The sequence below is a fragment of the uncultured Senegalimassilia sp. genome (assembly GCF_902464545.1).
GTDB lineage: Bacteria > Actinomycetota > Coriobacteriia > Coriobacteriales > Eggerthellaceae > Senegalimassilia.
Genome location: NZ_CABQJR010000001.1, coordinates 137,756 through 150,720 on the forward strand (window position 1 = coordinate 137,756; position 12,965 = coordinate 150,720).

The 12,965-nt window shown below is 63.8% G+C and carries 13 protein-coding genes; all 13 read left to right on the forward strand.

Annotated features, from left to right (window positions below; all coding sequences use genetic code 11):
- The first annotated feature begins 3 nt into the window (after positions 1-3).
- The 13 genes from rpsB (at position 4) to rhaD (ending at position 12,951) form a co-directional block, all read left to right on the forward strand.
- Entirely contained in the window at positions 4-768 is a 765-nt protein-coding gene (rpsB, locus tag RDW26_RS00480) for a 30S ribosomal protein S2 (RefSeq protein WP_307982023.1), read from the forward strand.
- 121 nt (positions 769-889) lie between these two features.
- A complete protein-coding gene (gene tsf / locus RDW26_RS00485; protein WP_307982024.1) occupies positions 890-1,756 on the forward strand; it encodes a translation elongation factor Ts in 867 nt (288 codons plus the stop codon).
- Positions 1,757-2,027: 271 nt separating this feature from the next.
- On the forward strand, positions 2,028-3,311 hold the full coding sequence (gene murA, locus RDW26_RS00490) for a UDP-N-acetylglucosamine 1-carboxyvinyltransferase (protein ID WP_307982026.1): 1,284 nt from the start codon (positions 2,028-2,030) through the stop codon (positions 3,309-3,311).
- Positions 3,312-3,326: 15 nt separating this feature from the next.
- Positions 3,327-4,805, forward strand: coding sequence for an LCP family protein (locus RDW26_RS00495; RefSeq protein ID WP_307982027.1), 1,479 nt, complete (start codon positions 3,327-3,329; stop codon positions 4,803-4,805).
- A gap of 87 nt (positions 4,806-4,892) precedes the next feature.
- Positions 4,893-5,126, forward strand: a complete 234-nt coding sequence (locus tag RDW26_RS00500) for a NifU family protein (protein WP_114620220.1) — start codon at positions 4,893-4,895, stop codon at positions 5,124-5,126.
- A 45-nt stretch (positions 5,127-5,171) separates the two neighbouring features.
- The gene (locus RDW26_RS00505) at positions 5,172-5,468 is read left to right on the forward strand and encodes a hypothetical protein (protein ID WP_307982028.1); all 297 of its coding nucleotides are present in this window, start codon (positions 5,172-5,174) and stop codon (positions 5,466-5,468) included.
- A gap of 282 nt (positions 5,469-5,750) precedes the next feature.
- The gene (lgt, locus tag RDW26_RS00510; protein ID WP_307982030.1) at positions 5,751-6,581 is read left to right on the forward strand and encodes a prolipoprotein diacylglyceryl transferase; all 831 of its coding nucleotides are present in this window, start codon (positions 5,751-5,753) and stop codon (positions 6,579-6,581) included.
- Between the two features lie 147 nt (positions 6,582-6,728).
- On the forward strand, positions 6,729-7,109 hold the full coding sequence (locus RDW26_RS00515; protein WP_307982031.1) for a desulfoferrodoxin family protein: 381 nt from the start codon (positions 6,729-6,731) through the stop codon (positions 7,107-7,109).
- 135 nt (positions 7,110-7,244) lie between these two features.
- A complete protein-coding gene (locus tag RDW26_RS00520; protein ID WP_307982032.1) occupies positions 7,245-7,400 on the forward strand; it encodes a hypothetical protein in 156 nt (51 codons plus the stop codon).
- A 173-nt stretch (positions 7,401-7,573) separates the two neighbouring features.
- The gene (gene pyk, locus RDW26_RS00525; protein ID WP_307982034.1) at positions 7,574-9,061 is read left to right on the forward strand and encodes a pyruvate kinase; all 1,488 of its coding nucleotides are present in this window, start codon (positions 7,574-7,576) and stop codon (positions 9,059-9,061) included.
- Positions 9,061-10,539 carry a rhamnulokinase gene (gene rhaB / locus RDW26_RS00530; RefSeq protein ID WP_307982036.1) on the forward strand — a complete coding sequence of 493 codons (1,479 nt, stop codon included), beginning with the start codon at positions 9,061-9,063 and terminating at the stop codon, positions 10,537-10,539. Before pyk ends, rhaB begins: the two co-directional genes overlap by 1 nt.
- A gap of 105 nt (positions 10,540-10,644) precedes the next feature.
- Positions 10,645-11,904, forward strand: a complete 1,260-nt coding sequence (locus RDW26_RS00535; RefSeq protein ID WP_042432864.1) for an L-rhamnose isomerase — start codon at positions 10,645-10,647, stop codon at positions 11,902-11,904.
- 108 nt (positions 11,905-12,012) lie between these two features.
- Entirely contained in the window at positions 12,013-12,951 is a 939-nt protein-coding gene (rhaD, locus tag RDW26_RS00540; RefSeq protein WP_114620227.1) for a rhamnulose-1-phosphate aldolase, read from the forward strand.
- The last annotated feature ends 14 nt before the right edge of the window (positions 12,952-12,965 follow it).

Below are 12,965 nucleotides of genomic sequence, written 5' to 3' on the forward strand. Positions count from 1 at the left end.
GTCATGGCTAAGATCAGCATTCAGACCCTGCTCGACGCAGGCGCGCACTTCGGTCACCAGAAGCGTCGCTGGAACCCCAAGATGAAGCCGTTCATCTTCGGCGCCCGCGGTGACATCTACATCCTGGACCTGAAGCAGTCCCTCATGGGCATGGACCAGGCTTACACCTTCGTCTCCAACATCGCCAAGAACGGCGGCTCCGTCCTGTTCGTCGGCACGAAGAAGCAGGCCCAGGAGGCCGTCGCCGACGCCGCCAACCGTTGCGGCATGCCCTACGTCAACGCCCGTTGGCTCGGCGGCATGCTCACCAACTTCGTGACCATCCGCTCCCGCGTCACCCGCATGGAGGAGCTGGAGGCCATGGAGGCCGACGGCCGTATGGCGCTGCTGCCGAAGAAGGAGCAGATCCTGCTGCGCAAGGAGCTGTCCAAGCTGCAGCTCAACCTCAACGGCATCCGCAACATGAAGCGCGTCCCCGACGCCATCTTCGTGATCGACACCAACCGCGAGGAGATCGCCATCCGCGAGGCTCATCGTCTGAACATCCCCGTGGTGGGCACGCTGGACACCAACTGCGATCCCGATGACGTCGAGTACGGCATCCCGGCCAACGACGACGCCATCCGCTCCGTCAAGCTGCTGGCCGATTTCATCGCCGACGCCGTCGTCGCCGGCACCGGCGCCCCCGTTTCCGCTGAGGAAATGGCCGCTCCGGCCGAGGCCGAGGCTGCTCCGGCTGCCGAGGCTGCCGCTCCTGCTGCCGAATAAGCACGGGGCCTAACCCACTGGTGTTGCACGCCGTCGGTCCCCGTAGGGCGGCCGACGGCGTTCGAGGTTATTAACGGCGACGCTCCCAGCGCCGCCGCAACAAGGATAGAAAGGATCCAACGTGGCTGCTATCACCGCTTCCATGGTCAAGGAACTGCGCGAGATGACCGACGCCGGCATGATGGAGTGCAAGAAGGCGCTCGTCGAGGCCGATGGCGATATGGAGAAGGCCGTCGACGTGCTGCGCACCCGCGGTCTGGCCGCTGCCGCCAAGAAGGCCGGCCGCGCCACCAACGAGGGCACCGTCATGACCGTCCTGGCCGATGATGCCAAGTCCGCCGCCGTCGTCGAGCTGAACTGCGAGACCGACTTCGTGGGCATGAACGAGAAGTTCAAGGCCTACGCCGAGAAGCTGGGCCGCGCTGCTCTGGCCGCCAACGCCGCCGACGTCGAGGCTCTGCGCGCCTCCACCTTCGAGGGCGAGCCCGTCGAGGACATCCTCACCGACGCCATCCACGTGCTGGGCGAGAACATCCAGCTCCCCCGCGCCACCACCGTCAACGCCGGTGGCATCGCCTCCTACATCCATGGTGGCGGCAAGATCGGCGTTCTGGTGACCTTCGACGTCGAGGGCATCGACCCCGCTTCCGAGGGCTTCCAGGCTTACGGCCGCGACGTTGCCATGCAGGTTGCCGCCGCTTCCCCGGTGTCCGCCAACCGCGAGTCCGTGCCGGCCGAGGTTGTCGAGCATGAGATGGGCATTTACAAGGCTCAGGCTGCCGAGTCCGGCAAGCCCGAGGCCATCCAGGAGAAGATGGCTACCGGCCGTATGGAGAAGTTCTACAAGGAGAACTGCCTGACCGAGCAGGCCTTCGTCAAGAACCCTGACCAGTCCATCAAGCAGTACACCGACGAGTGCGCCAAGAACCTGGGCGGCACCATCAAGGTGACCGGTTTCGTGCGCTGGGCTCTGGGCGAGACCGCGTAACCAACGCTTTTCGCCACATAGCCAGCGAATCGCAAACGCTGCGGGCCGTTCCTTCGCCCTGCATCCGCCGTCATGCTGCGACATCGGCCGTCGATGCCGCAGCGGAAGCGGACGCAAGGCACGGGGCGGCCCGTTTTCCATTGTCGGGCCATCATCGCTTCTACGCGCTCGCGAATGCATAGTACGTTTGCTTTCATCGTGAAGGCCCGCCTTGCGCGGGCCTTCGCTTTATAATGGGCTTTCGCAATCTAGTTCATACAGGGGGGTTTGCATGTCTGAGAAAGAGATCATCGTCGTCGAGGGCAACAACGTCCTTTCCGGCGAGGTGAGGGTTTCCGGCGCGAAGAACTCGGCTTTGAAGCTCATCGCCGCCTCGCTTTTGGGCCAGGGCGCCTCAACGCTGCACAACGTGCCCCTTATCAGCGATATCGTCGTCATGTCGGAGGTGCTCGAGTGCCTCGGCGCCACCGTCGAGCGCGACGGCCACACCATGGTCATCGACACCGCCCAGGTCACGTCCCATGAAACACCCTACGAGCTGGTGTCGAAGATGCGCGCGTCCATCAGCGTGCTCGGCCCGCTGGTGGCGCGTTTCGGCCAGGCGCGCGTGGCCATGCCCGGCGGCTGCCAGATCGGCGCTCGCAAGATCGATATGCACCTGGTGGGCCTTGAGGCCCTGGGCGTGGAGTTCACCGTGGACCATGGGTACCTGAACGTCCACACGCCCAACGGCCTGCACGGCGCCGATGTCACGCTGGAGTTCCCCAGCGTGGGCGCTACGGAGAACTGCCTTATGGCCGCCGTCACCGCTCACGGCACCACCTGCATCGAGAACGCCGCGCGCGAGCCCGAGATCGTGGATTTGGCGAACATGCTCAACGCCATGGGCGGTAAGGTCAGCGGTGCTGGCTCATCCATTATCCAGGTGGAAGGCGTGCCGCTGGAAAGCCTGCACCCCTGCGAGCACACCACGGTGGGCGACCGCATCGAGGCCGGCACCTTCTTGGCGGGCGGCGCGCTCACGGGCGGCCCGGTCACGGTGCGCGGCATCGACCCGTCGTACCTGCACATGGCCATCATGAAGCTGCGCGCCATGGGCTGCTGCGTCGAGGCAGGGGAGGATTGGATCACCTGCAGCCGCAACCAGCCGCTGCAGCCCACCGATATCCAGACGCTTCCGCATCCGGGCTTCCCCACCGACCTGCAGGCCCAGTTCATGCTGCTGTGCAGCTTGGCCCACGGCACTTCCATGGTCACCGAGAACGTCTTCGAGAACCGCTTCATGTTCGCCAGCGAGCTGGCGCGCATGGGTGCCGACATCACCATCGAGGACCATCATGCGCTCGTGCGCGGCGTGAACGACCTGCAGGGCACCGACGTGTCCTCCACCGACCTGCGCGCCGGCGCGGCATTGGTGCTGGCGGGCATCGTGGCAGAAGGCGAAACCCGCGTGCACAACATCAAGCACATCGACCGCGGTTACGAGGACTACTGCGGCAAGCTCTCCCAGCTCGGCGCCAACGTGTCGCGCCGCCAGGTTGGCGCGGCCGAATAGCCGGACGGGAGCGTCATGGTCAGGAAACGCAAGGACATCACGCAGATCAACTCCAAGCTCACCTCGCGTCGCATGCGCAGCGCAACCTTGGGAACGCACGTCCCCAAGGTGCGCCCGGCGCATATGAACGCCGACCAGGTGGGCTTCTCCAGCCCGCGCAGGCAGAAGCGCGCGCAGCGCGGCTACGTGAGCAACGTCATGCCCGGCGCTCAGGGCCCGCGAAGCCGTGCCGGTTATGCAAGGGGCCTCGAATTCTCGCCGGGGGTCAAGCGCCGCACGCTCGCGAAACGTGTGGGCATCGCCGTTGCGGTGGTGGCCGTGTTGGCGGCGGTGGCCTACGGCGTGGGCTCGTTCACCCTCATGGGAAACCTTAACGGCAAGCTGGCGCTCAAGGATTCCGATGCTGCCAAGGCGCTTACCGCGGTGAAGTCCGGCGATCCGTTCTACACGCTCGTCGTGGCCGAGCTCGATACGCCCGGCATGCCGAATTCCGCCGAGGGCCCCGATGCGCTTGCCCTGGTGCGAACCGATCCCTCGGGCAAGAACGCCTGTATCATCAGCATTCCCGCCGATGTGCAGGTGTCGCTGAAGGACGGTAAGTATTACCCCATCAGGCAGGCGAGCGTGCGCGAGAGCGATGCCAGCCTGGTCAGCGCCGTTGCCAACTTCGCCGATGTGAACATCTCGCATGTGGTGAAGATCGACGCAGCCGGCCTGGTGCAGCTGGTGGACACGCTGGGCGGCGTGGATGTGGACCTATCCGAAGAGGTCGACGATCCCAACGCCGGCAGCGTGTACCTGCCCGCAGGCAGCCAAACCCTCACCGGTGAGGGCGCCCTTACGCTGGCGCGCGCCACCAACTTCGAGTCGCCGCGGCAGACCCAGGCCGAAAACCAGCGCAAGCTGCTTGAGGCCGTGTCGCTGCGCATGGTGTCGGGAGGCAAGTCCAGCCTGGTCGGCTTGCTCGACCAGCTGCAGGGGGCCTTCGGCACCGACATGGGCTCAAGCGACGCGCTGTCCTTGGCCGAGGGCCTCAAAGGCATGAGCGCAGACTCCGTCACGGGCGCCCTGGTTCCCGGCTACGTCACGCAAAGCGATGGCCAGGATGTGTATGCGGTGTCGAACTCCTCGTGGTCCGAGATGATGGACCGCGTCGATTCAGGGCAGGAGCCCGCCGAGCAGACGCAGGCTGCCACCACCGATCCCGGAAGCTTCACCATCACGCTTAAAAACGGCGGCGGCATCACGGGAGCGGCGGCTTCCATGGAGTCGACGCTCACCTCGAAGGGCTTCAAGGTTTCGGAGACGGGCAACACCGATACCTCCGTGTACAGCGAAACGCTGGTCATCTACAACACCAGCGACGCGCAGCCGGCCGCGCAGACCGTGCTCGATGCCATGGGGGTGGGTCGCTTGGTGCAGAACACCGGCGCCTATTCGTTCGGCACCGATGTGCTGGTTATCCTCGGCAAGGACTGGAAACCATCATCGTAACCCCATCCAAACGCCCGATGGCCCTATCGGGCGCTGTGGTAGAATCGCTCATGATGAACAAAAGACCGAAAGGTAAAGGAGAACCCCATGGTTGAAAAGACCGATGTTGCAGCAGTGCTCGAGCTCATCCGACCCAGCCTGCAGGCTGATGGCGGCGACGTGAAGCTCGTCGACGTCGACGAGGACGGCGTGGTCACCGTCGAGCTGCAGGGCGCTTGCAAGGGCTGCCCCATGTCCCAGATGACGCTGGCCAACGGCGTCGAGCGCATCCTCAAGGAGCGCGTGCCCGGCGTCACCCGCGTGGTGCCGGCGGTCATGTAAGCAGGTAAACATCAGGTAAGCAGGCGGAGAAGGGAAGCGGAAGGCATGAAGTGTTGGGAGTTGCGCGGTTGCTACGAGGATGCCGAGATGAACGGTCGATGCCCGCATAACATTCCCGGCGAACCGTGCCCCGCAGATTGCCACTTCGCCGCCTGCTTCCGTCCCACCCACGTGGTGTGCACCGATTTCGGCAAGCTGCTCAACCCCAGCCGCGATTTCGATGCGGCGGCAAAGGAGATTTGCCGCTTCTGCGAGTTCTTCTTGGAGCACGGGCCGAGCACGGCCGATCGCGCTGGCGAAGGCCCCACCCGTCAGGGTAACCCGAATAGGTTCTTGCTCTAGGGGCTGTTTCGGTGGGGGCCGTGAACATACATGCTGCGTGCCCTAGCTGCGGGTGCGGCACGTTCGATATGGCGCGATACCGCGCCATCATGGTATTGGGCCCTGAAACGGCCTTGTTCACTCTAGATTGCCCCAAATGCGGCGCGCAGGTTCAGCTGTTGCGCACCATCCCCGGCTCGCTTCGTGAAGAGGTTAGGGCAAGCGCTCAACAGGTTGGCGCAGGGGGGCTTGAACTAAGGTATCCTTTTCTCCGTTCGACTGCTATGGAACGGAGCTTTTCCCATGTTAAACGAGATATATCGCATGCTCGACCCGGTGGCGTTCGCTATCGGGCCTTTTGTCGTGCGCTGGTACGGTATCGCCTATGTCGCCGGCTTCGTGTGCGCGGCGCTTGTGCTGTGGCAGGTGGCGAAGCGTTGGAAGGTGCGGGTGGATGCGGACAGCCTGCTCACCGTGGTGCTGTGCGCCATCGTGGGTGTGATTTTGGGAGGACGTTTAGGCTACGTTCTCGTTTACGGTGACGGCTACTATTTCTCCCATCCCGCCGATATCTTGGCGTTCAACCACGGCGGCATGAGCTTCCACGGAGGTCTTATCGGCGCGCTGCTCTCGGGTCTCGTCGCGGCGCGCTTCACCGGCATCCCATATCTCACGCTTGCGGATATGGGATGCATCGCGGCGCCTATCGGCCTATTCTTCGGCCGCTGCGCCAACTTCGTGAACGGCGAGCTGTGGGGTGCGCCCACCAGCTTGCCGTGGGGCGTGGTGTTCGGCGGCACGGCGGGTGCGATGCCTCGTCATCCCTCGCAGCTTTACGAGGCGCTGCTCGAGGGCGTCGTGCTGTTCTGCGTGCTGTACGCCTTGTCGCGCAAGCAGCCGCCGCGTCCGCAGGGGACGTTTTTGGGCGTATTCCTGGTTGGTTACGGCCTGTTCCGCTTCCTCATCGAGTTCGTTCGCCAGCCCGATGCGCAGATCGGCTACCTGTGGGGAGGGTGGTTGACCATGGGCCAGGTTCTCAGCGTGCCGCTTATGATGGCGGGGGTGTGCGCCCTTGTTTATGCCGTTCGCGTCAAGAAACCGCAAAAAGGGCTTCCGGAAATGGTACAAAGTTAGTATCATATAGTTACGCAACAGACGGGCTGCGGAAGCGTAACGGGTTGGCGAACATCTGCCCGCGCGCCCTCCGCGCACGCAAGGCGTTTCTATACTGAGAGCAACGGCACCACGGGGGTTGCCGTTGAAACCTGAGAGGGGTTTACCATGGACGTCAAATTCTTCAAGTGCATGCATTGCGGCAACGTGGCCATCAAGCCGTTCGACCAGGGCGTGCCCATGTCCTGCTGCGGCGAGCAAATGGTCGAGCTCCGCGCCAACGACACCGACGCCGCAATGGAGAAGCACGTGCCGCAGGTCGTCGTCGACGGCTCCACGGTTCACGTGAAGGTTGGCGAGGTTGCTCATCCCATGACGCCCGAGCATCTGATCGCGTTCATCGTGCTCGTCACCGAGAAGGGTTACCAGATCGCCCCGCTCACTGCGCAGGATGCCCCTGAGGCAACCTTCGCCTTGGCCGCGGGCGATGCGCCGGTGAAGGCGTACGAGTACTGCAACCTCCACGGTCTGTGGGTCAAGGAAATCTAAGACCCGAGAGCAACGTGCGAACAGGACGGGCCCGCAGCGGTGATGCTGCGGGCCCGTTTTCGTCTCAGCGGGGTGTCTGCCCCATGCGCGCTTTCCCATATTACCCCTCATCTTTTGGACACGGGAAATGGGGGCTTGCTTTCTAATGACCTGGCGCAAACGCGCCGTATCGCCGATAACGTCGTGTGCTTGCAGCAAGGCGAGGTGGCATGGCGCGGCAGCGCCCGCGACCTGTTCGAGAACCATCGGGAGTCCGTGCTCGAGCCTTTGTATGGCGGGGAGCTGCTGTAGCTTACGGCGTTCCGGGCGACGTAACGTTCGCAGGATGCTCGCTGCCTTTCCGCTGGAATTTTGCAGTGAGTCTAGCGCAAAAGTGGGGTTTTCCGATTGCCGAGGAATCACCGCCGTTTAGCGGTATAGTTTCCGTATATGTGAGACTTAGTACGCAACGGTAAGGTGGCTGCATGGCAAAGCGAACGAAGATCGTGTGCACCCTTGGCCCGTCCGTCGATAGCGAGTCGACGCTCAAAGGTCTGATCAACGCGGGCATGGATATCGCCCGCTTCAATTTCTCGCACGGCTCGCATGATGAGCAGCGTGCTCGTATGGACCGCTTGCGCAAGGTTCGCCGCGAAATGGACAGCCCCTGCGCCATCTTGCTCGATACGAAAGGCCCGGAGATCCGCACGGGCGAGCTGGCGGGCCATAAGCCGGTGCAGCTTATGGCGGGCAACTCGTTCACGTTCACCGAGGCGGCGGTCGAAGGCAACGATCGTGTGGTCAGCCAAACCTGCAAGGGCCTGGCCGATGTCGTTTCGCCCGGTACGGTCATCCTGGTCGACGACGGGCTTATCGAGCTTGCCGTCGATAGCGTCGAGGGCGGCGATATCCATTGCACCGTGCAAAATTCCGGCTTGCTCGGCGAGCGCAAATCCATGAACCTTCCCGGCACGTCGCTGCCCCTGCCGGTCATGACCGACCAAGATCGCGCCGACCTGCTGTTCGGCATCGAGCAAAGCGTCGACTTCATCGCCGCGTCCTTCATTCGCGATGCCGCGGGTGTACGCGAGATGCGAGCGTTTTTGAACGAGCACGGCGGCGCCGACATCATGTTCCTCTCGAAAATCGAATGCCACGAGGCCGTCGAGAACATCAACGAGATCATAGAGGCGTCCGACGGCATCATGATCGCCCGCGGCGATTTGGGCGTGGAGGTCCCGGCCTATAAGGTGCCGCACATCCAGAAGGAAATCATCCGCGCCTGCAACCGCGCGTCGAAGCCCGTCATCACGGCAACGCAGATGCTCGATTCCATGATCCGCAACCCGCGTCCCACGCGTGCTGAGGTGGGGGATGTGGCAAACGCTATCTACGACGGCACCGATGCGGTCATGCTGTCGGGCGAGACGGCGTGCGGTCAGTACCCGGTTCCCGCCGTGCAGATGATGGCCCGCGTCGCCGAGGCCAGCGAACCGTACCTGTTCGACGAGCGCTTCCCCGATCGCACGCGCGTTGCCGCGCGCGTGGCGCTGGCCGTGGGCCTTGCCGCCGTGCAAACGGCCGAGACCGTCAACGCCGCCTGCATCGTGGCGCCCACCATGTCAGGCCGTACCGTGCGCCTGGTGTCCAACCTGCGCCCGCGCGTTCCCATTTACGCGGTCACGCCGTCGGAGCGTGTGATGCGCCAGCAGCAGATCCATTGGGGCGTCGTGCCCATGCTCGGCGATGTGCAGGGCGACATGCGCAGCGTCGTGGACAATGCGCGCGATGCCGTGGTGTCCAAGGGCCTTTTGCGCCCGGGCGATGTCGCCGTGTTTACTGCAGGCGATCGCTCGACCAGCCCTGTGGTGTCCAAGGGCCCTGACGGCACGGAATCCGTCGCAGCCACCAATGTCATGTACGTGGTGCAGATCCGGGAAAACGATACAACCAAACAAAGGGGAGGGAAGTAATGCCGCAGCAGCGTTACTACCTTGCCATCGACATCGGGGCGTCGAGCGGACGCCACGTGCTCGGTAGCGTGAACGAAAACGGCGTGATCGAGCTCGAGGAGGTGCACCGCTTCGACAACGTGCAGGTGCGCCGTCGTGGGCACGATTGCTGGGATATCGACATGATCTGGGAGAACATCCTGATCGGCCTGGAAAAATGCCGCGAAGCCGGCAAGATCCCCGAGACGATCGGCATCGACACCTGGGGCGTCGACTTCGTCTTGGTCGATGCGCAGGGCCGGCTCGTCGGCGACGCGGTGGCGTATCGCGATGCGCGCACCAACGATGTCGCCGCCGATGTCGATGCGGGCATCGGCCTGGAGAGGCTCTATCGCGTCACGGGTATCCAGCGCCAAGCGTTCAACACGGTCTATCAGCTTGCGGCGCTCTCGCGCGAGCATCCCGAGGAGCTTGAGGCGGCAGATCGCTTCCTTATGGTGCCCGAATACCTGAACTACCTGCTCACGGGCAACATGGTCAACGAATACACCAACGCCACCACCACGAACCTCGTCAACGCCCGCACCTGCACGTGGGATGCGTTCGCCCTTGAGGCGGCAGAGGCTCCCGCGCGCCTGTTCGGCGACATCGCCATGCCCGGTACGGTAGTGGGCGGGCTTACGCCCGAGGTGCAGCAGCGCGTGGGCTTCGATGCCCAGGTCATGCTGCCTGCCACGCACGACACGGGTTCGGCGTTTCTGGCGGTGCCTGCGCGCGACGCGCAGGCCGTCTACCTCTCAAGCGGCACGTGGAGCCTGCTCGGCGTGGAGCACGAGGGCCCCATCACCTCTGACGCCAGCAGGTATCAAAACTTCACGAACGAGGGCGGCTATCTGAAGCGCTTCCGCTTCTTGAAGAACATCATGGGACTGTGGATGATCCAGTCCATCCGCCGCGAGCTCAACGGTGTCAGCTACGTCTCCGGCAAGGGCGCCCAGCTCAAGCGCGCCGCCAAGGAGATCGGCTTCGGCGAGCTGGCGGATGCCGCGCGCGCCGAGCAGAAGCTGCATCCCGACGCCCCCGTCCCGCACGTCAACGTCAACGACGATCGCTTCCTGGCGCCTGCGTCCATGATCGAGGAGATCGAGGCCGCCTGCCGCGAGACGGGCCAGCCCGTGCCGGATACCGTCGGCGAGTTGATGCGCTGCGTATACGAGAGCTTGACCGGCTGCTACGCCGATTCCATCAACGAACTGTCGGCGCTGACCGGCCGCACGTACACCTCCATCAACATCGTCGGCGGGGGATGCCAAGACACCTACCTCAACGAGCTGACGGCTCGCGCGTGCGGCATCCCCGTGTTCGCCGGCCCCATCGAGGGCACCAGCCTGGGCAACCTTATGGTGCAGATGATCGGCGACGGCGTCTTCGCCGACCTCGACGAGGCGCGAGAGGCCATCCGCCGATCGTTCGACGTGGTGGAATATCAGCCCGAATAACCCGGACGCGCAGGGCCGCCGCCGCGCGTCGGCTCTGCGCACCCGAATCGGTTCACCGCCGCATCGCGGCTTGAACATAGCAATTCATCCAAGATAGGAGCGCACATGAGCACAGCTTACGAACTGGCACGCGAGGCATACGCAGCCGAGGGCATCGACACCGAGGCGGTCCTGGCGAAGCTGGCCGGCAAGGCGATCTCCGTCAACTGCTGGCAAGGCGACGACGTCATGGGTTTCGACCAGAAGGACAACGCGGCCTCCGGCGGTATCATGACCACGGGAAACTACCCGGGTCGCGCCCGCACTTTCGAGGAGTTGACGGCCGACTTCGAGAAGGCGTGCAGCCTCATCCCCGGCAAGAAGCGCATCAACCTGCATGCAAGCTATGCCATCTTCACCGATGAGAACCCCTGGGTTGACCGCGACCAGATCGAGTACAAGCACTTCGAGCCCTGGGTGGCATGGGCCAAGGAACACGGCTACGGCATCGACTTCAACCCCACGCTGTTCAGCCATCCCATGGTCAAGGAGGGCCTGACGGTCTCCTCGCCGGATAAGGATGTGCGCGACTTCTGGATCCGTCACTGCATCGCATGCCGCAAGATCGCCGAGCGCATCGGCGAGGAGCTTGACGACATGGTGCTCAACAACTTCTGGATCCCCGATGGCCTGAAGGACTACCCGGCAGATCGCTTCGGCATGCGCGAGCGTCTGCGCGATGCGCTCGACGAGATCTACTCCTTCGAAACGCCGCACGTCATCGACGCCATGGAGCAGAAGGTCTTCGGCATCGGTGTGGAGGGCTTCACCACCGGCAACCAGGAGTTCTACGTGTCCTATGCCGCGAAGAAGGGCGGCAACCACGTGGTGCTCATCGACGCCGGCCACTTCAACCCCATGGAGAACATCGCCGACAAGCTCTCCAGCTTGCTGCTGTTCTTCCCGTACGTGCCGCTGCACGTCACCCGCTCCATGCACTGGGACTCCGATCACGTTGTGCTGTTCGACGACAACATCAAGGAGATCGCCGGCGAGATCGTGCGCTGCCCGGACGGCTGGGACAAGGTTATCATCGGCCTCGACTTCTTCGACGCGTCCATCAACCGCATCGGCGCTTGGGCGACCGGCACCCGTGCCATGGAGAAGAGCCTGCTGTTCGAGCTGCTGCAGCCCGTCGAGCGTCTCAAGGAGCTGCAGGATACGTACCGCTTCTCCGAGAAGATGATCGTCACCGAGCAGTTCAAGACCATGCCGTTCGGCGCCGTGTGGGACGAGTACTGCCGTCGCGAGGGCGTGCCGACCGATGGCGGGCTGTGGGCTCCCATCAAGGCCTATGAGGACGAGGTGCTCTCCGGCCGCGCGTAGGCGGGCAGCCCTTCACGTTCAATGAAAGCAAGCGGCGGGCGCGGAACGCGCATCCGCGCCCGCCCGGTCCGCGCCGTAGTTCCCGGCGCATGATGGAAAGGTAGGAACATGGGTATTTTGGATAGCGCGCAAGACGTGCTGGGCCGTGGCGCGCAAGCCGCGCAAGGCGTGCTCGACAAGGGCGTCACCGTTGCCAAGGGCGCCGTTTCGGGCGTGGCCGTGGAGCAGCAGCCGTTTATGAAGGCGTTCGTGCGCCTGTGCACCGATGGCTGGGACCAGGGCTGGCATGAGCGCAACGGCGGTAACCTGACGTATCGCCTGACCGATGAGCAGGTTGGTGCGTGCCGCCCGTTCTTCTACGACAACCCCTCCAGCTGGGTGTCCATGGGCGTGCAGGCCGACAACCTGCGCGGGGCGTTCTTCGCCACCACGGGATCGGGCCGCTATATGCGCAACGTGCAGCTCGACCCTGCGGCCAACGTGGGCATCGTCGAGATAAACGACGCCGGCGACGCATGGCGCATCGTGTGGGGCCTGAAGGACGGGGGCGTTCCCACCAGCGAGTTCCCCACGCACTTCATGAACCATAGCGTCCGCGTGGCCGCCACCGACGGTGCATGCCGTGTGATCTACCATGCTCATCCACAGAACGTCATCGCGCTGTCGTTCGTCATGCCGCTTGATGCGCGCACCATCACGCGCGCCCTGTGGAAGGCCATGACCGAGTGCATCGTGGTGTTCCCGAAGGGCGTGGGCGTCGTGCCGTGGATGGTTCCGGGCGGCTCCGAGATCGCGCAGGCCACCTGCGAGCTCATGAAAACCTACGATGCAGCCATCTGGGCGCAGCATGGGTTGTTCGTGTCCGGCCCTGATTTCGACACGGCGTTCGGCCTTATGCATACCATTGAGAAGGCCGCGGCCATCTACGCCGAGGCCCGTATGCTCAACGGCGGCAGCGACGAGTTCCGCAACACCATCACCGACGACGGCCTGCGCGCCATCGCCCGTGATTTCAAACTCGATATCAACGAAAGCTTCCTGGACTAGCGCAGCTGCCGGCC